This window comes from Actinomadura decatromicini (assembly GCF_008121305.1).
Taxonomy (GTDB): domain Bacteria; phylum Actinomycetota; class Actinomycetes; order Streptosporangiales; family Streptosporangiaceae; genus Spirillospora; species Spirillospora syzygii.
Genome location: NZ_VSRQ01000002.1, coordinates 672203 through 691589 on the forward strand (window position 1 = coordinate 672203; position 19387 = coordinate 691589).

A 19387-nucleotide genomic window follows, 5' to 3' on the forward strand; every position below is an offset into this window, starting at 1 on the left:
GTCGGGCAACCCCGCGGGCGAGATCAGATCTCCCTGAGCCGCCGTTCCAGTATCTCCCGAGTCGCATGGGGTTGCTGGGCTCGGACGGAAAGCCGATCCAGCGCCACGACCCAATAGTCGATGATTGCCTCATCGGTCGGGTAGCTTCCGCCGGAAGAACTCTCACGGAAGACCACATCCCGCACATGGGACTCAAGGAACCGCAGGACGGCCACCGGCCCCTCGGAAGGGAGGCAACCGCCGTCCTTGTCGAAGGTCAGAACCTGCACGGTGACGTTCGGCAATTCGATCATCGTGATGAGATGCCGGATCTGCGCACGGAGCACTCGCGGGCCTCCGTATTCGCGGCGCAGCGTCGTCTCGTCCAGCACCACCCACAGGTTCGGCGGATTCGGCCGGTACAGAATCTTCTGCCGGAGCATTCGCAATTCGAGGCGCCGTTTGATCTGGTCGGCGGGCGCGTCCCCGTGTTCCAGTCGGATGACCGCCTCGGCGTACTCGGGGCATTGCAGAAGACCGTGTATGAACTGCGTTTCGTAGCCCTGGATGACGCGGGCGGCCGGTTCCAGGCTCAGATAGGGAGCGAACGAATCGGATATGACGTCGGTGTACCGATCGGGCCACCAGCGTCCGGCGTAGGTGCGCATGGCCAGCTCAAGAAGTCCCGCCCGCCATGTTTCCTCCGGGTCTTCGACCGGCGCCGACGAGGCCGTCCCGCGTAAAGCGCCGCCGTCCGCACCGTGAATGGCGAGGGAGGCGGCCAGGTGCTCGGCCAGCGCGGCGTCGGCGCGGCTCGGCGGCGCGGCGTCGTCCACGGTCGCTCCGCAGGCCCGGTACCGAGCCTGCGCCGCGTCGTATTTGAGCTTCCATTCGGCGAGGGTGCCGATGTTCTCGGGGTTCCGCTCGCGCCCGGCCGCCAGCACGCGCAGCGTGGTGATCAGCGAGGCGACCCACTCCCAGCGGGGCAGCCGCTTGCGCTTGCCGCTGTGCAGCTGGTCATGGATGGTCGAGCTGCACAGCGTGACGAACTTGAAGTCGCCCACCCGCATTTTGATCTTGCCGGACATGCTCTCGATCTCCTGGAGGCTCGCCCCGGCGCGATACATCGCGAGCGCCATTTCGGCGGCGAACTCCTGGACTATTCGATCTCTGCCGGCGGCGGCCATCCTGGTGGTCCAATCTCGCGAGCTGCGTAACGCTGATCGGCATCGTAGCGCCAAAGCCGCATCACGTCCCATTTCCACCGTCCGGTCCGCCGGAGTTGAGGGGACATTCATCGACAAAGCGGAAATAGTCCGGTCGGCCGTGCCGCCGTACACCGGTGCTTGATCGAGATCCATCCGGAGATGTCCGGACTCCGGCCAAACGGCAGCGAAGCGGCGTATCAGCGGCCATCGTGACTCACAGAAGACCAAGCCTGCGAAGGGGGCGAACCTCCCCCGCGCCGGGCGCCGCGAGCGGGGAGAACGTGTGAAACTCTCACAATATCTGGACGGCCGATCGATATTGCCCATGGTTCCGTGCATTCTGCTCGCCACAGACGTGGTCGCATTCGGCACGCATTACCCTGACACGCCCGCCCAGGCGAAGGTGCGGCACCGCATGTACTGGTCCCTCGAACAGACCCTCTCCATGGCCGGGCTCCCATGGACCGATTGTTACCGGGAGGACCGGGGCGACGGCGTGCTGATCGTGGCGCCCCTCATCACTCCGGCCGAGCGATATCTCGACCCGATGCTGCACCGATTGAACATCCTGCTCCGCCATGGGAACCGGGGACCCGGCCCTCGTCTTCGCATGCGCGTCGCTCTGCATTGCGGCCCCGTGCATTTCGACGACTACGGTGTAACCGGCCCCGCCACTCTCTTACTATTCCGTCTCCTGGAAGCTCAAGCACTGCGGAAAACGGTGGCCGCCACCGATACCGACCTAGCCGCAATCATCTCGGACGCCCTCTTCACCGAAGCCACCCCGGGCGACCAGCGCGCCTACCGTCCGACGACCGTCACCTACAAAGAAGTCCGCAAAACTCCTGCCTGGCTCTGGCAACCCCTACTCTGACGCGATTGTCCCGTGAGGCCGGGGTACTAGGGGGCTGAACATGTGAGAACCCCCCAGACGTGAAGGACGCATCATGCATCTCACCGGACGACTCACCATCGCCGCCGCTGCGGCGACACTCGCGGGACCGCTGCTTTCCATGCCGCCCTCACATGCGGCTGCCGTACCGGACGTCACGTGCTTCTCCGGCAACCGCACCGCCACTCAGGACGGCTACCATCTCTCCGCGAACCTCTGCGACGGCCAGGGATTAACGGTCCTGATCCGGTTCGGCTCGGCCGCGGGCACCTATCGCTGCCGCACGGCCTTCGTGTGGAACGGCTTCCTGGGCGCGGACGGCTGTCGGCAGCAGTAGCCCAGCCCGACGCCCGCGGAGTACTTGCGAGGATGGGCGGCAGGGAGGGGAGATTCGGCGTGATGGACGGTGCGGTCGCGCGATGGGAACCGGACGAGGTTCCCGCCGAGCGCGCCCGCCTGCTGGCAGCGAGCGCGCGTCTGGCGGACCAGAAGTCGCCGGACCTCAACCGCGTCCGGGAGGTCAACCGCCGGTACCGCGCGCTGCTGCCCGACGTGACCGTGGCCTGTTCCCCTGCCACCGGCGCGCCGGTGACCTGGCCGATCGACGTGTTCGGCCTTGACGGCCTGTTCTGGGATTACGAGTCGCCCGTTCGCCGCCCGTCGTCCACGCGGCCCGCCGACTGGCTCGCCATGACGGGTGCGATGCGGTTGGCGGAGCCCGTTGAGCACCCGCCGTTCGCCGTGGTCCCGGGTCCGGAGGCGCCGTTCGTGGTGCCGCGTGTCTTGGGCGGCCCCGGTGTGCGGGCGGTGATCGCCGAGGTGCCGGTCGGCAGGCACACCGGGTGGGCCGTCAGCTACTTCGGGCCACGGCCGGAAGGCGTCCGGCTGGTGAACCTGTGGGGCACGAACACGTACCCGAAGTACCGGGAGTCCGGCGGGGGCGGCTGGGACTGGGACATGCCAAGGGTCGCCAGCTACGACTTCGAACTGGCCCCTTGGCTCGACTCCGGCAAACTGCTGTGGCTCGATGGCACCTCGCTGCGGTCGGGGTCGTCCGGGTGCCCGTTCGTGGACCTTCCCGGCCGCAGGCGCATCACGGTCATCAGGAACGGCGAGGTCCAACACCTGGCGGCGTTCGCCGGTCACGGCGCAGCCTGACAACGCGCACCCGTCGGAGACACTGTGAACATGCCCGTCCCGCCCGAACGCCTCAAAGAGCGCATCGCATACATCGTCAATCACCATGGCACCCAGCACAGGCCGAGGCTGGAAGAGGTGACCATCACCTGGCGCGGATCGTTCGGCTACCTGATCGCCTGGGACGGCTTCCTCCCCGGCATGAACGAGCAGATCAAACTCTGCCGGATCGAATACCTCGGCGACGACGAAGAATGGGGATTCGCGATATACGACCCGGCCACCGAAACCTACGTCCCCAGCCAGCTCACCACCGGCCGGGACACCGGCCACCCCACTGAGGCATTCGACACCGCCGCCATCATCCACCTCGCCGATTACACCGCGTGATCACAGCACTGCCCACGACCCACAAGGACTTCTGCGGGGCTGCACTAGCGGGAGGACGTCAGCGGTGTTTCACCTGCTGGACGAGGTCAGCGAACGCCTGTCGCGTAAGGACGAGGTTCCCGGCGTCGGGGGCCTTGCTGTCGCGAAGGCCGATGCCATCGGGGAGTTGTGCGAGTTCGACGCACTGTTCGGATGTGCCCTGGGTGCTTCGGCTGCTCTTGCGCCACGCGAGTGACTGCACGAGGTCTCCTCAGTGCTTCAGCGGGGGTTCAGTCTGTCCAGCTTCGCTTGGCTGAGGAGGGCGGTGAATGCTTCCTGGGTGAGAGCGAGATGGCCGGTGTGGGGGGCCTTGCTGTCGCGGAAGGCGACGGCGTTGGGGAGGGCGGCCAGTTCGACGCAGTTGCCGTGTGCTTCCGAGTGACTCGATTTACGCCAGTTACTGATCATGATATCGATTCCAGTGTCTTACGGAGAAAGGCTCGGGTTGCCTCGACGGTCAGTGAAGACATGCCGATTTGGTCATACCTTATCGCCTGATCCTGGACGTCGAGGGGGTCGAGCGAGATGTGGCCCGTCGATCCATAGGTGGCGAAGCCCAGGTCTCCCGTAGGCGTCTGAAGGACGGTGAATCCGCCGCCGATGCAGTCGTAGCCGACCAGGCGATCGGAAGTCACGCGAAGGAAGACGTTCGGACGCTCGGAGATCTCAAGGAGGTAGCCGAGCTGGTCGCGCATGACGTCCGCGTCTCCGAAGGCGCGGAGAACGGCTGCCGTGTCCAAGATGGCCATGAGCTTGCACGGGTCCTTGCGAGTGAGGATCTCCTGACGAGCGAGGCGTTCCGCCACTGCCTCGTCCACGTCCGTCCGGCGGCCTATCTCGAAGACGGCGCGGGCGTAGTTCTCGCGTTGGAGGAGGCCGGGGATCAGTGAGGGCTCGTAGGTCTTGACGAGGTTCGCTCGCCGCTCGTATTCCTTGAACGTCTCCCACCAGTCGAGGTCTTGGGCGTTTTTGGCGTGTTTGACGAGGTTCTCGAAGAAGCCCAGCAGGCCCCATTCGCGGTCCAGGATCCTGGCGCGCGCGATGGGCAGTTGGACATCGCCCGATTCGTACCGTGCAACAGTTGAGCGATCACAGTCGAGCATGATGGCGAGGGCGGCTCCGGAGATCTTCCGGATCTGACGCTGTCTGCGCAGCTCAACGGCTATGAGGTGCCAGAGGGAGAAGTCGGGGCGGAGCGCGTCGGCGCGACTCATCGGCGTTCCTCCGGTGATGCATCTGCTTCACGAACCTTCCGAAATTAACTCGCCGCGGCCACTCTTGTCCCCGAAACGGAAGGGAAGGAGGGCGGGTGAAATGGGAGCGAAAGTTGCGCAGGTGGGCGAGTTGGACATTTCTTGTTTGGCTGCTCGGACTGTGTCGCGGCGGGTGCGGGTGTCGGTGGAGGGGCGGCTTTTTGAATGGGGGCTTTCGAGGGTCGTCGATGATGTTCTGCTGATCGTCGGGGAATTGGTCGCCAATGCGGTCGAGAGCACGCCCGGCGAAGAGATCAGGGTCCGGTTCAGGCGGGACGGCGGGTGCGTCGTCGTGGCGGTGTGGGATTCGTCGGGGCATCTGCCGGTGCTGCGGCCCGTCGTGGAGGTCGACGACGTGCGGCCTGACCCTTGTGCTTTGGAGCCGGGGCATGAGGAGGGCGGGCGCGGGCTCCAGATCGTGCGGGCGCTGGCGTCCGGCTACGGGGTCACGATGACGCGGCCGGTGGGGAAATGGGTCTGGGCGGAGATCTCGTGCTGAGGCGCTGGCGGAGGCGGCGGGCCGTCCGGTATCTGGATGTGCTGGCGCTCGCGGTCAAAGCGCGCGGGTGGCGGTGCGTGAAGCTTTACGGGCGCGAATTCCCCAAGCCGATGCTGTGGGTTTATGCGAGTGGGGTCGCTGAGGACGTCGGGGTGGTTGTCGGGGTGTGGGCCGCGCCCGGTGGCGTCTGGGCCTTTCACGATGTGAGGAAGGGGCGTTCCGGCTATCTGTCTCCGTGCGGGGACGCCAACGCGGCGGCCGAGCAGATCGACCTGTTATTGAAGCACCGGATGTTCCCGTCCACCTGGTAGTGGAAGGGCGTCCGGGTGACGGTTTTCCAGCCCGTCACCCGGACGGTGAGGGTCAGCGGAGGGTGGCGGTGGTTATCGGGTTGCCCAGGGCGCTGCCCTTGGTCCAGGTGTTGAAGGGGAGTTGCCAGAGGCCCCAGCCGTTCGTCCAGGCGAGGGTGCGCTTGGTGCCGGTGATGGTGACGAGGTCGCCCCGGTAGGACCAGTGGAAGAACCACTGCGCGTCGTTCGCGGGGGAGCGGACGCAGCCGTGACTGCAATTGCGGTTGCCCAGGCAGGACGGGTCGTCCATGTTCTGGTGGATGTACTCGCCGCTGTTGGAGATGCGGGTCGCCCACGGGACCTTCTCGTCGTACCAGCCGGGGTCGCCCTTCTTCTTGCCGGGCGGGCGCATGCGCTCCAGGCGGACGTGGTCCATCGTGAGGTGGATGCCGCTGGTGGTGAGCAGGTGGTCGACGCCGTCCCCCTGGACGTCGCCGCCGGTGCCGAGGCTGACGCCCCACGTCCGGATGACGCGGCCGTTCTTCTTCACGACGGCGCGGTGCGTCCTCGAATTGATGTTGACGGTGTGCGAGTCGCCGATCCGGAAGCTCCGGGTGACGTCGCGGTCGCCGTAGACGTCGTCGCCGATCTTCAGCCCGGCGTAGTGGACGGTCACGCTGACCCTCTGCCGCGGCTTCCACGGGTGCTTCGGCCGGAAGACGATCGACGGGAGGCCGTTGAACGACTCCCCGGCGGACAGCCAGCGCCACGCGCCCTCGGTCGGGGTGGACGACGAGATCTCGATGCTGCGCTCGATCGCGGCCTTGGCCTTCTCCGGCACGGCCTTGTTGAACTGGACGAACACCGGCATCCCGGTGCCGACCGTCTCGTTCTCGCTCGGCACGACGTTGTTGACGCGGGTCGCGGCGGTGGCGCGGCTGGCGCGGAACGCGCTCGTCGCCGTCGTCGACTTGCCCTTCGTGGACGTCGCCGTCGCCGACACCTGGTAGCTCGCCCCGGGCCGCAGCGTCCACTGCGAGCGCCAGCGCGTCTTGTCGGCGGACAGGGTGCCCGGCACCTCGACGCCCTTCAGCTTCACCGACACCTGGCCGAGCGTCCCGCCGGACGCGGTGACCGTGACGCCCTGGTCCGGACGGGCCTTTCCGCTGCCGTCCGCGGGGGTGATCATCACTTTGGGGGAGCCGTCCTCGCCGCCCTTCGCGGTCGTCCCGCCGCCGCCGGTCTCCGAGCCCCCGCCGCATGCCGTCGCCAACCCCAGGACCAGGGCCAGCACCATGGCCTTACCTCGCACCGCTCTCCCTCATCTGCCCGCCGGTCCGCGCACCGGCTACAAGATCGCTCACGGAAGGGCCCGGGCGCCGCCCGGCCCACCGCGGAGGGCGGGACGGTCGGATCACGGCCTCCGATGCTTGTGACGTCCATGGTCCCGCGAAGGTTCACCGCTCGCGGCCGGTTCCAGGATCTTCCGCCGTTCATTGTGACAGGGCTTCCGCTTTGCCGTCGCGATGCGGGTTCGTTGGGATGTCAACGCAGGTCAGAACCACTTTCGATCTTCTCTTCAAGAATGCGGCGGGGGCGGTTAAAAGCGGCGGGCCGGGACGTGGCGCGCTGCGATCCTGATCCTGGCCGCCCGTGACGGCGCCGCACAGTCACCTTCCGGTGAGTTCTTGTCTGTGAAGGGACCACGATGAGAGCCCAGGGGTTGAGTCCGTCCGTCGACCCGGATGCGGCCCTGGCGGACCTCGGCCAGGGCGCGGCCGTCCTCGCCCCCGCCGTCCCGTACCGCCGCGCCGCCGGCGGCGCGCGGCTCCTCGCCGTCCTCGTCCCGGTGTGCCTCGCCGTGGCGGACGGCTGGGCCATGGCCGTCGCGGTCGCGGTCGCGCGGCCGGGCGGCGTCGTCCCCGGCACGGCGGGCGTCGCGGCCGTCGCGTGCAACGCCGCGGGCGGGCTCTACCGGACGCGCCGCAGCCCCTCCCTCTTCGACGACGCGCCGCCGCTGCTCGCCCGGATCCTGCTCGTCGGCGGGTTCGCGGCGATCCTGCTGGACGGCGGGTACGGCGCCGCGCTGCTGATCACCGCGCTCGCCGGGACGACGTCGCTCGCCGCCCGCGCGTTCGCGAACGCCTCCGTCCGGACGTACCGGTGCCGCCGCACCCGGTCCCGCGCCGCGCTGATCGTCGGGACCGGCCGGACCGCGGCGCACCTCGTGTCCGTCCTGCGCGACCACGGCGAGTTCGGGCTCGCGGCGGTCGGGCAGCTCGCCACCGACCCGCCCGCCGACCAGCAGGCGGAGGCTCCGGCCGCGCCCGTGCTCGGCGAGCTGTCCGACCTGCCCGCGCTGGTCGAGGGGCACGGCGTCGACACGCTCGTCGTCGTCGCCGAGGACCTGCGCGCCGAGCACCTCGCCGCCGTGCTGCGCATGTCGTTCGGGCTGCCGTGCGAGACGCTGCTCGTCCGGCCGCCGTGGGACGTCGTCCCGGTGGCGGCGGCGCGGCGCGAGTCCTTCGCCGGGCTGCCGTGCGCGCGGGTCACCTGGGGGCTCCGCGAACCCGCCGCGCGACGCGCGAAACGGCTGCTCGACATCGTCGTCGGCCTGGCGCTCCTCGTCCTCGCGCTGCCGGTGCTCGCCGTGTGCGCCGCCGCCGTGCGGTTGGAGGACGGGCCCGGCGTGCTGTTCCGGCAGCGCCGCGTCGGACTCGGCGGGGAGGAGTTCGTCCTGCTGAAGTTCCGGACGTTGAAGCACGTCGAGGAGCGCGAGTCCGACACCCGCTGGACGGTCACCGGCGCCGACCGCACCGGCCGCGTCGGCCGCTTCCTGCGCGCCAGCTCCCTGGACGAGCTGCCGCAGCTGTGGAACGTCGTCCGGGGCGACATGAGCCTGGTCGGGCCGCGCCCGGAGCGCCCGCACTTCGTGGAGCAGTTCTCCCGCACCTGCCCGGGCTACGTGCTGCGGCACCGCGTCCCGGTGGGGATCACGGGCTGGGCGCAGGTCCACGGGTTCCGCGGGGACACCTCGATCGAGCTGCGCGCCCGCCTCGACAACCACTACATCGACCACTGGACGTTCGCCGGGGACCTGCGGATCCTGCTGCTCACCGTGCGCGCGCTGATCGTCCGGGACGCCGGATGACGGCCGTCGCGGCGCTGCCCGTCCGACTCCCGGCGCTGCCGCGGCGGCCGAGCTGGCTCGTCGCCGCGACCGTGGCGAGCGTCGCGATCCCCGCCGGGACGCGGGCGGTCGGCTCCGGCACCCAGGTCACTCCCGCCGACGCCGCCACCGCCTGCCTGGTCGCGGTCGCCGCGTTCCTGCTGGTCACCGGGCGGGCCGAGCTGCCGCGCCGGGCGCTGCCCGCGTTCGGGCCGCTGGTCGCCGGGCTCGGGATCAGCACCGTGTGCTCGGCGGACACCGCGTCCAGCCTGCCGGGGTTCGTCCGGGACGCGCAGATCTTCGTGCTCGTCCCGCTGGCCGTGGTCGTGCTCGTCCGGGACCGCCGCGACTTCGCGATCGTGTGCGGGTCGGTCCTCGGGCTCGGGCTCGCGGAGGCCGCGTTCGGGATCTGGCAGGCGCTCACCGAGCACGGCGCCGCCATGAGCGGACGGAACATCCGCGCGGTCGGCACCTTCGGCGCGGCCGACGTGATGGCCATGTCCGTCGTCGTCGGCATCGCGTTCCTCGTGCTGACCGCGCTCGCGCTGGCCGCGCCGGGACGCGGCGTCGCCGCCGTCCTCGGCGCGCTCGCCGGGCTCGGCGTGCTCGGCGCCGCGCTCGCCTTCTCGCTCAGCCGGGGCACCTGGGTCGCGCTCGGCGCCGCCGCCGTCCTGGTCCTCGTCGTGTTCGACCGGTGGACGGCCGCGAAGGTCCTGGCCTGCTGCGCGGCGCTGCTGGTCGTGACGGTCGCGGGCGCGGGCGGCGGCGCGCAGGCCGTCGTCGACCGGTCGCGGTCCCTCGCCGGGACGGTCGGCGCCCCGGACCGCTCCGTGGACGACCGCTACCACCTGTGGTCGGCCGCCCTGCGGATCTGGGAGGACCATCCCGGGACCGGCGTCGGCGTGAAGAACTTCCCCGCCTACCGCGACGCGTACGCGGGGATCGAGCTGTCGTCGGGGAGCGAGACGTCCGACCCCGTCCACGGGTACGCGCGGCAGCCGCTGCTGTCGCCGCACAACGAGTACCTGCTGTTCCTGTCCGAGCAGGGCGTGTTCGGGTTCGCGGGGCTCGCCGCGTTGGCCGCCGCGCTCGCCGCCGGGCTGTGGGCGCGCCGCCGCGTCCGCGACCCGTTCTGGCTCGCGGGCGTCGCGCTGCTCACGTTCCTGCTGGTCAACTTCCTGTACGCGGACCTCGGCGGGCCGACCTGCGCGCTCACCGCCGTCGTGCTCGGCGTCGTCGCGTCCCGCTCCCTCGGGAACGTGCGCGACTTCGGAAGGCCGCGGCACTCCCGGGAGGTGCGGGCATGACGCGCGCGGGCTCGGTGGGACGGGCCGCCGCGCTGTCCGGCGCGCTGATCACCGCCGGGAACGGGCTCGGCTTCGTCCGCGACCTGACGATGGCGCACCTGTTCGGCGCGAGCGGCAGGACCGACGCCTTCCTCGTCGCCTGGACGATCCCCGAGACCGTCACGCCGCTGCTCATCGAGGACGCCATGGCGCTCCTCATGATCCCCGTCATGACCCGGCTCCTCGCGCGCGGGGAGGGCCCGCGCCCGCTCGTCGCCTCGACCCTGCCGCGGCTGGTCGCCGGCCTGTCCGCGGTGACGGTCACGCTGATCGTGGGCGCGCCCCTAGTGATGCGGCTCCTCGCCCCCGGCCTCACCGAGTTCGGGCCCGGCGTCCAGTGCGTGCGGCTCACGGCGGTCACCGTCGTCACGCTCGGCATCGCCGGGTTCATGAGCGCCACGCTGCGCGCCCACCACCGGTTCGGGCCGCCCGCCGCGATCTACATCGTCAACAACATCGGCATCCTCCTGCTGATCGCCGCGCTGTCCGGGACGATCGGCGTGACGAGCGCGGCGGTGGGGATCGCGTTCGGGAGCGTCCTGATGGTGGCGGTGCAGGCGCCCGCGTTCGTCCGCTGCCTCCGCGCGCCCGACCGGCTGCCGCCCGCGGTCCCGCGGTCCGGCGACCTCGAGACGCGGCTCGGGCTCGCGGCCGTCGCGCCGATCGTCGTGTACACGGTGACCCGGCAGGCGCAGGTGTTCGTCGAGCGGTTCCTCGGCTCCGAGCTGGCCGCCGGGTCGATCTCGCACCTGAACTACGCGCAGAAGGTCGCGCAGGTCCCGATGGTGATCTCGCTGCTGGTCGTGACGGTGACGTTCCCGAAGCTCGCCCGCGCCTCCGCGGAGGGCAACGTCCGCGAGGTCGCCCGCCGCATCCAGCGGGACCTCGCCATCGCGAGCGCGATGGTGCTCGCCGCGACCGCGTTCCTCGTCGCGTTCGCGCCGACCGTGACGCGGGTGCTGTTCGAGCACGGCGAGTTCACGGCGGCCGACACGCGGGGCACGGCGTCGATCATGCGCGTCTACGCGCTCGGGCTGTGGGGGCAGACGGCGGTCGGGCTCGCGGCGCGGGCGTTCTTCGCGGGGCGGCGGCCGACCTGGCGGCCCGCCGCCGTGCTGCTGCTCGGCCTCGCGGCGACGGCGGCGATCGGGGCCGCGTTCGCCGCGTCCTTCGGGACGCTCGCGCTCGCCGCCGGGAACGCCGCCGGGATCACGCTCGCCGCCGTCCTGCTGCTGTTCGGGCTGCGCGCGCGCGTCGCGCCGATCTCGCTGCGCCGGGTCGCCGCCGACGTGTCCCGGCTCGCGCTCGCCGCCGCCGGGGCCTGCGCGGCGGGGCTCGCCGTCGCCGCGACCGTCCCGGCCGGGATCGTCCAGCTCGCCGCCGGCGGGCTGGTGACCACCGCAGTGTTCGCCGTCCTGCTCGTCCTCGTGGGGCCCGGACTCGTCGCCTCATGGACCGCCGCCAGGCACCGCACCGAATCGGGGGAGACCAGTGAGCCGTCCGACCGAACCGACCCGAGTGACCGCGCCGGCGCGGCCGCCGGAAGTGATCAGACCGGTGCCGCTGGTGCTGATGTACCACTCGGTCGACCACTTCGATGAGGACCCGCACCTCGTCACCGTCTCGCCCGCGCGGTTCGCGCGGCAGATGGCGTGGCTGCGGGCGCGCGGCCTGCGCGGCGTCGGCACGGGCGAGCTGCTCGACGCGCACGCCGCCGGACGCGCCCGCGGCCTCGTCGGGCTGACCTTCGACGACGGCTACGCCGACTTCGTGACGCGGGCCGTCCCGGCGCTGCTGCGGTACGGGTTCGGCGCGACGGTGTTCGTCGTGTCCGGGCGCATCGGCGCCTACAACGCCTGGGACGACGGCCCGCGCAAACCGCTGATGACCGCCGACCAGATCCGCACCGCCGCCGACGCGGGCATGGAGATCGCCTCGCACGGCCGCCACCACGTCTCCCTCCCCGGCGCGGACGACACCGAGCTGCGCGAGGAACTGGAGGAGAGCCGCGCCGTCCTGGAGGACCTCGTCGAAGGCCCGGTCACCGGGTTCGCCTACCCGTACGGGCACGCGACCGCCCGCGAGGTCGAGGCGGTCCGCGCCGCCGGGTACGACTACGCCTGCGACATCTCCCCGGACGAGCCGGGACGGCACGCGCTGCCCCGCACCTACGTCGGCGACCGGGACGGGCCGGTGCGGCTGCGGGCCAAGATCGTCCGGCATGAGCTGCGCCGCCGGAGCCGCGTGTGACCCGAGTCCTGCACGTCATCACCGGGCTGGAGCACGGCGGCGCGGAACGCCAGCTCGCGCTGCTGCTGCGGCACCTGCCCGTGGACTGCGAGGTCGCGACCCTCACCCGGACGGGCACGCTCGGCGCCGAGATCCGCCGGACCGGCGTCCCCGTGCACGAGATCGGCATGCGCGGCAACCGGGACCTCGCCGCGCTGCCCCGGCTCGTCCGGCTGATCCGGCGGGGACGGTACGACGTCGTCCACACCCACCTGTACCGGGCGTGCGTGTACGGGCGCGTCGCCGCCCGCCTCGCCGGCACGTCCGCGATCATCGCGACCGAGCACTCCCTCGGCGACGGCCACATCGAGGGGCGCGCCGTGACGCGCGGCGTCCGGACGCTGTACCGGGCGACGGAGCGGCTCGGCTCGGCGACGGTCGCCGTGTCCCCGACGGTCGCGGCGCGGCTGCGCGGCTGGGGCGTGCCGCCCGGCCGGATCACCGTGATCCCGAACGGCGTGGACGCCGCCGCGTTCGCGTTCCATCCGGGGCGGCGCACCGCGACCCGGCGGCGGCTCGGCATCGGGCTGACCGAGCCGGTCGTCGGCGCGGTCGGACGGCTCGTCCCCACCAAGCGGTTCGACCTGCTGATCGAGGCGGTCGCGGCGCTGGACGGCGTCCGGCTGCTGCTCGTCGGCGCGGGCCCCGAGCGGGCCGCGCTGGAGCGCCGGGCCCGCGACCTCGGCGCCGCCGGGCGGGTCGTCTTCGCCGGGGGCACCTCGGACGTCGCGGGCGCGCTCGCCGCGATGGACGTGTTCGCGGCGCCGTCCGTCCAGGAGACGTTCGGGCTCGGCGTGCTGGAGGCGCTCGCCGCCGGGCTGCCCGTCCGGTACACGACCTGCCCCGCGCTCGACGACCTCCCGCCCGGCGAGGCGCCCGCCGCCGCCCGCCGGCTGCCCCCGGACGCCGCGCGCTGGGCCGCCGAGCTGGACCGCGAGGCCCGCGCGCCCCGGGACCGGACGCGGGTGCCGCCCGCCGTCGCCCGCTACGACATCGCCGAGCAGGCCGCGCGGCTCGCCCGGCTCTACCTCCTCCCGGAAACCCCTGGCCGCGCGGGCGTTCCGAAACGAGAGGAGGCGCAGGATGCCGTCACATGACATCTACCGGAGGCGGGCGAGCCGCGGGCGGGTGAGGAAGGGGCGGGGGCGCGCGGCGGTCCCCGTGCCCGGCGTCGGGCGCGCGCTGCTCGCGGCGGCGCTGCGGCGGTTCGGGCCGTCGCTCGCGTTCGTCGTCGCCGGGTTCCTCGGCGGGCTCGGGTACGTGCTGCTCACCCCCGCCACCTACACGGCCAACGCCTACGTGCTGGTCGTGAACGACGCGCGGACGGACGGCCCGGCCGCGGTGAACTTCGCCCAGACGTTCGGACGGCTCGCGCCGCTGCCGGAGACCCTCGGGTACTCGGCGCTGCCGCTGCCGAAGGGGGCGGGCGGGTCGCCGCGCGACCACGTCCGGGCGTCCACCTCGCCGGACACGCCGCTGATCGAGCTGACCGGCAGCGCGCCGACGTCCCGCGCCGCCGCCGCGTTCGCCAACGCCGCCGCGGACGCGCTCGTCCGCTACGGGGCGGCGCACCGCGCCGAGACGGGCGTCCGGGTCGCGCCGATGAGCCGCGCCGCGCCGCCCGGCGCGCCCGCCTCGCCGAACCCGGTGCTCGGCATCGGCGCCGGCACCGCGTCCGGCGTGCTGCTCGCCGGGCTGAGCGCCGCCGCGCTGAGCGGCCGCCGCCCGACGCGGCGCCGCACCGTGCCCCGCGTCCTGATCACGGGCCCGGCCGACGCGGAGCTGCGGCCATGACCCCGTCCGCCTGTTCCGCTTGTTTCGCTTTGGGGCCTCGTTGTTTCGCTTGGGGGGCTCGTGGTTGAGGACGGGGACACGCCGGTTCGGGTGTTGCACGTCAGCCAGCCGAACGCGGGCGGCGTCGCCGTCTACATCGGGCAGGCGGTCCGCGAGCAGCGGGCGCGCGGCTGGGAGGTCGCCGTCGCCTGCCCGCCCGGCGGGGACCTGCCCGCGCGCTGCGCCGCCGCGGGCGTGCCCTGGTTCAGCTGGAAGGCCGGACGCGCCCCCGGGCCGCGCATCCTGCTGGAGTCGCTCAGCCTCCGCCGCCTGGTGAAGGGCTTCGAGCCGGACGTCGTCCACCTGCACTCCTCCAAGGCGGGCCTCGCCGGGCGGCTGCCCGGCCGCCCGCGCGGCACGCCGACGATCTTCCAGCCGCACGGCTGGTCGTGGCTCGCCGCGACCGGCGCGCAGGACGCGCTCAGCCGGTGGTGGGAGCGGGTCGCCGCGCGGTGGAGCGACGCGCTCGTCTGCGTCGGCCTCGGCGAGTTGCGCGAGGGTGTGCGGGCGGGGGTGCGCGGGCCGTTCCGAATCGTCCGCAACGGCGTTGACCGGCGGCTGTTCCGGCCCGCCGACGCCGCCGCCCGGCTGGTCGCGCGGACCCGGCTCGGGCTGCCCGCCACCGCGCCGCTCGCCGTCTGCGTCGGCCGCCTCACCCGGCAGAAGGGGCAGGACGTCCTGGTCGCGGCGTGGCCCGCCGTCGTCGCGCGGTGCCCGACCGCGCGGCTCGCCATCGTCGGGGACGGCGCCGACCTCGACCGGCTGCGCCGTGCCCCGGCGGCGGGCGGCGTGCTGTTCGCCCCGGCCTCGCGGGAGCCCGCCGACTGGCTGTCCGCGTCGGACGTCGTCGTGCTGCCGTCCCGGTGGGAGGGGCTGTCGCTGATCGCGCTGGAGGCCCTCGCGGTCGGGCGGCCGCTCGTCGGGTCGGACGTGCCCGGCATCGCGGAGGTCGTCCGTCCGGGGGTGGGCGCGCTGGTGCCGGCGGACGATCCCGGCGCGCTCGCGGCGGCGGTCGCGCACCGGCTGCTGCGCCCGGCCGTCGCCGAGCGGGAGGGCGAGGCGGCGGCCGCCGCCTCCGCCGGCTACGACCTCGGCCGGACGCTGGCGCTGCTCGCCTCGGTCACCCGCGAGGTCGCCGCCCTCCGCGACCACCGGCCGTGCGACCGATGTTCGGACGACCCCTGCTTCGGCGAGCGGTGCTTGGACGACCGCTTCTTCGACGGCGTCGCCTTGGACGGCGACTTGCTGGACTGCGACTTGCTGGATTGCGACTTGCTGGACGCGGGCGCTCCGGACGGGGGCGCCTTGGAGACCGGGGCGGCGGCCGGTCCGGCGCCGAACAGCTCGCGGTAGGCCGCCGTCGAGGCCGGATTGCGGCGGCACGCCCACACGCCGTGCGGACAGTAGTCGCTGATCGACTGATAAGCGACATTATGCGACATCATCCAGCTGTGCATCCCGCGGATGAAAGCGGGATTGTCGTTGTTGCGGAAGAGCCCCCATTCGGGGAACGAGATGGGCTTGCGGTGCGCGGTCGCGAAATCGGCCTGCGCGCGCAGCCCGTACGGCTCGTTGACGAAATCCGTGAACGTCTCCCCGCTCGGCTGGTCGTAGGTGTCGGTGCCGATGATGTCGACGACGTCGTCGCCCGGATAGCAGTTCGTCCACGGGATGACGTCGCGGCCCCTGGCGGGCGCGAAATCGAAACGGAAACGCGCGCCGCGCACGCCGCGCATGACCGTCACGATGCGCCGCCAATACGCGCGCCACGCGGCCGGGTCGGGCTCGCAGCGGCCCGCGTACTGCTGCCCGTTCATCTCCCAGCCGAGGACGATGACCGAGTCACCGGCGCGGTAGGCGGCGAGGCGCTGCGCGAGCGTCCGGTAATGGACGTCGAAGGCGCCCGCCGCGCCGCGCCGCAGCAGCGAGGCCAGCACCGGGACGGGCGCGCGGGTCTCGTTCGGGGCCATCATCGGGACGTTCACCACCAGCATCCGCCGCGGGTCGGCGGCCTTCCACCGGGCCCACGGCGCGATCATCTGCTCCGGCCCCTCGATGTACCGCCAGTCGTTCCCGGGCAGGTACGTGCGGCCCACCGTCACCGGCGCGCCGAGCCATTGCCGGAACTGCTCGACCCGGGCGACGCCCTCCGCGCCGGAACCGAGGAACGCGCCCAGCGGAACGTATTTCGGCGATTCCACCGCCAGCCGGTCACGGCCCTTTTCGGCGGCCGCCCCCGGCGGCGCTCCGCAAAGCGCGAACACCAGCGCCGCCGCGGTCAGAATGGGCAGGGGTGAACGGTGCGAAAAGGGCATTTCACGGCGCCGTCCGAAAGGCCGCCCTGGCGTGTGGATATCGGCTGCTGCCATGCGTATAGTGTGCCATTGGACGTTCGTCCGCGAACTAATCAGCCGCTCACTTACAGGTCAAATTTTACGTTTTTTGGAGGGTCGCCTTGTGCCATAGTCCGGTGGAACGGGCCCGCTGAGCGCATGGTCGCCGACACGCGGGTCCCGGCGGCGCCGCGGCTCGATCCCGGCCTGCCCGTCCTGCTGCTGCGCACCGACCCGAACGTCTTCCACCACGGGACGCTCGGCGTCATCCGCAGCCTCGGACGCGCCGGGGTGCCGGTGCACGCGATCCTGGAGGGGCGCGGAAACCCGTCGTCCCGGTCCCGCTACCTGCGCGGCGGCGAGCCGTGGGCGCCGCCCGCCGCGCGCCCGGCCGCGCTGCTCGGCCACCTGCGGACGATCGCCGCGCGGATCGGCGGGCGGCCGCTGCTCGTCCCGATGGACGACGCCGGGGCGATCTTCGTCGCCGAGCACGCCGACGCGCTGGCCCGCCGCTTCGCCTTCCCCGTCCAGGACCCGGACGTCCCGCGCCGCGTCGCCGACAAGTCGCTGCTGCTGGAGGCGTGCGCGGCGCACGGCCTGCGCTGCCCGCCGAGCCGCACGCCCGCGTCCGCCCGCGACGTCGACGCCGCCGTCCGCGACCTCGGGCTGCCGCTGATCGTCAAGTTCGCGCGGCCGTGGCGGCTCGGGCCCGGCCTGCGCAGCACCACGCTCGTTCACGCGCGGGACGAGGCGCACCGGCTGTTCGCCGCGTCCCGCGACGGCGGCCCCGGCGGCGGCGCGGGCCCGCTGGTCCTCCAGCGGCGCATCCCGCCGGGCGGCGGCGACTGGTTCTTCCAGGGCTACTTCGACGACGACCTCGGCTGCCTCTTCGGCGGGACGGGCCGCAAGCACCTCGCCCTCCCGGCCCACGCGGGCCACACCGTCCACGGCGAATGGGTCGCGAACCCCGAGCTGGAGCGGCTCGCGGTGCGGATCGTCCGGCTGCTCGGCTGCCGCGGCCTCGTCGACCTCGACTTCCGCCTCGACCCCGGCGACGGCGGCTACCACCTGCTCGACTTCAACCCGCGGATCGGGGCCCAGTTCCGGTTGTTCGCCGACCGGAACGGGCTCGACCTCGTCCGCGCCCTCCACCTCGACCAGTCGGGTCGCCGCGTCCCGGACGCGCGCCCGGCTTTCGGCCGGAACCTGCTCGTGGAGAACCACTTTCTGCGACGGTCCGCCGGACGGCCCCTGCTGCGCGCGGCGACCCTCCGCCCGTTGCGCGAGGCCGACGAGTTCGCCTGGTTCGCCGGGGACGACCTGCCGCCCTTCCTCGCCATGGGAGGACGCAGCGTGCTCCGCGCGGTCCGGCGGCTCCGCACCAGGTGACACCGCGAACACAACGGGGGGAACGAACATGATCGACTCGGTTGGCGACGTCGTGATCGCCGGCGCCGGGCCCTACGGCCTGTCGGCGGCGGCCCACCTGCAGAACCTCGGGCTCGACGTGCGGATCATCGGGCAGCCGATGCGGTTCTGGGCGGAGAACATGCCGGAGGGCATGCATCTCAAGTCCGAGCCGTTCGCGTCCAGCCTCGGCGCGCCGCACTCGGGCATGCGCTTCACCGACCGCCATCCGGACTGGCGGCTCGGGCGCCCGATCCCCCTCGACACCTTCGTGGCCTACGGCCGCTGGTTCGCCTCCGTCGCGATCCCGGGCACCGAGGACGCGCAGGTCGTGAACGTCGAGCGCGGCGGCCCCGGCGGGTACGTCGTGACGCTGTCCACCGGCGAGACGATCGCGACCCGCGCGGTCGTCGTCGCCGTCGGGGTCGGGCCGTTCGCGCACATCCCGGACGAGCTGGCGGGCCTGCCGTCCTGGCTCGTCTCGCACAGCAGCCGGCACCGCGACCTCGGCCTGTTCGCGGGGAAGGAGGTCGCGGTGATCGGCGCCGGCCAGTCCGCGATAGAGACGGCCGTGCTGCTCGCGGACGCGGGCGCGTACCCGCACCTCCTCACGCGGCGCCGTGAGCTCGACTGGAACACGGTGCCGGAGGAGCACCGCTCGCCGCGGGCGCGGATGCTCGGCGGCCCCCGCTCCGGGCTCGGCACCGGCTACCGGACGTGGCTGTGGGCGGAGCGTCCCGGGCTCGTCCGCTACCTGCCGGAGCGGACCCGGCAGAAGATCGTCCGGGAGACGCTGCCGCCCGCGGGCGCGTGGTGGCTGCGCGACCGGCTGGACGACCGCGTCCGCGTCTCGACCGGCCGCTACCTCGCGAAGGTCGCCGAGGACGGCGGCGGCGTCGCGCTCACCACCATCGACCGGACCGGCGGCCGCCGCGTCACCGAGGCCGAGCACGTCATCGCCGCCACCGGGTTCGTCCCGGACGTCGACCGGCTCGACCTGCTGTCGCCGGAGCTGCGCGCCGAGGTGACGACCCGGTTCCGGGCGCCGGTGCTCAGCCGCGACTTCGAGTCGTCGGTGCCGGGCCTGTACTTCGCGGGGCTCGCCGCCGCGCCCACGTTCGGGCCGGTCATGCGGTTCGTGCACGGGTCCGGGTTCGCGGCGCGGCGGATCTCGCACCACATCGTCCGGCGGACGCCGCCGATGCGGGCCCCCGCGGGCGGCGCCGTCGTGGAGCCGGACACGTCCCTGGAGACGGACGCCTCCACCCGGTGAAGGATCTTCCTCCGGCGGGCGGTGCTTCGCGGCGCCGCCCGCCGGGTGCT

At 72.5% G+C, this 19387-nt stretch carries 20 protein-coding genes and 1 pseudogene; 15 read left to right on the plus strand and 6 right to left on the minus strand.

Going from position 1 to position 19387, the window contains the following annotated elements:
- Positions 1-23: 23 nt before the first annotated feature.
- Positions 24-1118: a DUF5753 domain-containing protein gene (locus FXF68_RS10835; protein WP_187437849.1), complete on the minus strand. Its 1095-nt coding sequence runs from the start codon at positions 1116-1118 to the stop codon at positions 24-26.
- 352 nt (positions 1119-1470) lie between these two features.
- Between FXF68_RS10835 and FXF68_RS10840 the strand changes: the two genes are divergently transcribed.
- The 4 genes from FXF68_RS10840 (at position 1471) to FXF68_RS10855 (ending at position 3606) form a co-directional block, all read left to right on the plus strand.
- A complete protein-coding gene (locus FXF68_RS10840) occupies positions 1471-2061 on the plus strand; it encodes a nucleotidyl cyclase domain-containing protein (RefSeq protein WP_148758781.1) in 591 nt (196 codons plus the stop codon).
- A gap of 73 nt (positions 2062-2134) precedes the next feature.
- Positions 2135-2416 (plus strand): hypothetical protein, encoded by a 282-nt coding sequence (locus FXF68_RS10845; RefSeq protein ID WP_148758782.1) that lies wholly within the window; start codon positions 2135-2137, stop codon positions 2414-2416.
- 62 nt (positions 2417-2478) lie between these two features.
- Positions 2479-3237: a hypothetical protein gene (locus tag FXF68_RS10850; protein WP_148758783.1), complete on the plus strand. Its 759-nt coding sequence runs from the start codon at positions 2479-2481 to the stop codon at positions 3235-3237.
- A gap of 24 nt (positions 3238-3261) precedes the next feature.
- On the plus strand, positions 3262-3606 hold the full coding sequence (locus FXF68_RS10855) for a hypothetical protein (protein WP_187437850.1): 345 nt from the start codon (positions 3262-3264) through the stop codon (positions 3604-3606).
- 58 nt (positions 3607-3664) lie between these two features.
- Here FXF68_RS10855 and FXF68_RS10860 read toward each other — a convergent pair whose 3' ends face one another.
- Genes FXF68_RS10860 through FXF68_RS10870 form a run of 3 tightly spaced genes read right to left on the minus strand, consistent with a single transcriptional unit; the run spans position 3665 to position 4859 of the window.
- Entirely contained in the window at positions 3665-3847 is a 183-nt protein-coding gene (locus tag FXF68_RS10860) for a DUF397 domain-containing protein (RefSeq protein ID WP_148758785.1), read from the minus strand.
- 17 nt (positions 3848-3864) lie between these two features.
- Complete coding sequence (locus tag FXF68_RS10865) at positions 3865-4053, minus strand: DUF397 domain-containing protein (protein ID WP_148758786.1); 189 nt, start codon at positions 4051-4053, stop codon at positions 3865-3867.
- Positions 4050-4859 (minus strand): helix-turn-helix domain-containing protein, encoded by an 810-nt coding sequence (locus FXF68_RS10870; protein ID WP_148758787.1) that lies wholly within the window; start codon positions 4857-4859, stop codon positions 4050-4052. Before FXF68_RS10870 ends, FXF68_RS10865 begins: the two co-directional genes overlap by 4 nt.
- A gap of 121 nt (positions 4860-4980) precedes the next feature.
- On the opposite strand from FXF68_RS10870, the gene FXF68_RS10875 reads away from it, so the two are divergent.
- Both FXF68_RS10875 and FXF68_RS10880 read left to right on the plus strand, forming a co-directional pair.
- Positions 4981-5397: an ATP-binding protein gene (locus FXF68_RS10875; RefSeq protein WP_222869888.1), complete on the plus strand. Its 417-nt coding sequence runs from the start codon at positions 4981-4983 to the stop codon at positions 5395-5397.
- The gene (locus FXF68_RS10880; RefSeq protein WP_148758789.1) at positions 5391-5708 is read left to right on the plus strand and encodes a hypothetical protein; all 318 of its coding nucleotides are present in this window, start codon (positions 5391-5393) and stop codon (positions 5706-5708) included. Before FXF68_RS10875 ends, FXF68_RS10880 begins: the two co-directional genes overlap by 7 nt.
- 52 nt (positions 5709-5760) lie before the next feature.
- Here FXF68_RS10880 and FXF68_RS10885 read toward each other — a convergent pair whose 3' ends face one another.
- Entirely contained in the window at positions 5761-6999 is a 1239-nt protein-coding gene (locus tag FXF68_RS10885) for a L,D-transpeptidase (protein ID WP_246178620.1), read from the minus strand.
- 396 nt (positions 7000-7395) lie between these two features.
- Between FXF68_RS10885 and FXF68_RS10890 the strand changes: the two genes are divergently transcribed.
- The 7 genes from FXF68_RS10890 to FXF68_RS10920 are packed head-to-tail and all read left to right on the plus strand — an operon-like array spanning position 7396 to position 15677.
- Positions 7396-8838 carry an exopolysaccharide biosynthesis polyprenyl glycosylphosphotransferase gene (locus FXF68_RS10890; RefSeq protein WP_148758790.1) on the plus strand — a complete coding sequence of 481 codons (1443 nt, stop codon included), beginning with the start codon at positions 7396-7398 and terminating at the stop codon, positions 8836-8838.
- Positions 8835-10163, plus strand: coding sequence for an O-antigen ligase family protein (locus tag FXF68_RS10895; protein ID WP_148758791.1), 1329 nt, complete (start codon positions 8835-8837; stop codon positions 10161-10163). Before FXF68_RS10890 ends, FXF68_RS10895 begins: the two co-directional genes overlap by 4 nt.
- On the plus strand, positions 10160-11803 hold the full coding sequence (locus FXF68_RS10900; protein WP_148758792.1) for a lipid II flippase MurJ: 1644 nt from the start codon (positions 10160-10162) through the stop codon (positions 11801-11803). The genes FXF68_RS10895 and FXF68_RS10900 overlap by 4 nt, the downstream gene beginning before the upstream one ends.
- On the plus strand, positions 11760-12452 hold the full coding sequence (locus FXF68_RS10905) for a polysaccharide deacetylase family protein (protein ID WP_246178621.1): 693 nt from the start codon (positions 11760-11762) through the stop codon (positions 12450-12452). The genes FXF68_RS10900 and FXF68_RS10905 overlap by 44 nt, the downstream gene beginning before the upstream one ends.
- Positions 12449-13588 (plus strand): glycosyltransferase, encoded by a 1140-nt coding sequence (locus tag FXF68_RS10910; protein ID WP_148758793.1) that lies wholly within the window; start codon positions 12449-12451, stop codon positions 13586-13588. Before FXF68_RS10905 ends, FXF68_RS10910 begins: the two co-directional genes overlap by 4 nt.
- Positions 13575-14285, plus strand: a complete 711-nt coding sequence (locus tag FXF68_RS10915; protein ID WP_148758794.1) for a lipopolysaccharide biosynthesis protein — start codon at positions 13575-13577, stop codon at positions 14283-14285. Before FXF68_RS10910 ends, FXF68_RS10915 begins: the two co-directional genes overlap by 14 nt.
- 60 nt (positions 14286-14345) lie before the next feature.
- Positions 14346-15677 (plus strand): glycosyltransferase family 4 protein, encoded by a 1332-nt coding sequence (locus FXF68_RS10920; RefSeq protein WP_148758795.1) that lies wholly within the window; start codon positions 14346-14348, stop codon positions 15675-15677.
- Positions 15678-15961: 284 nt separating this feature from the next.
- On the opposite strand, the pseudogene FXF68_RS44630 reads toward FXF68_RS10920, so the two are convergent.
- Positions 15962-16693 (minus strand): annotated as a pseudogene (locus tag FXF68_RS44630) (glycoside hydrolase family 26 protein); the annotation flags it as partial.
- Positions 16694-16816: 123 nt separating this feature from the next.
- Between FXF68_RS44630 and FXF68_RS10930 the strand changes: the two are divergent.
- Positions 16817-18046 carry a carboxylate--amine ligase gene (locus FXF68_RS10930; protein ID WP_148758797.1) on the plus strand — a complete coding sequence of 410 codons (1230 nt, stop codon included), beginning with the start codon at positions 16817-16819 and terminating at the stop codon, positions 18044-18046.
- A 28-nt stretch (positions 18047-18074) separates the two neighbouring features.
- The gene (locus FXF68_RS10935; protein WP_148758798.1) at positions 18075-19337 is read left to right on the plus strand and encodes an NAD(P)-binding domain-containing protein; all 1263 of its coding nucleotides are present in this window, start codon (positions 18075-18077) and stop codon (positions 19335-19337) included.
- Positions 19338-19387 lie beyond the last annotated feature (50 nt).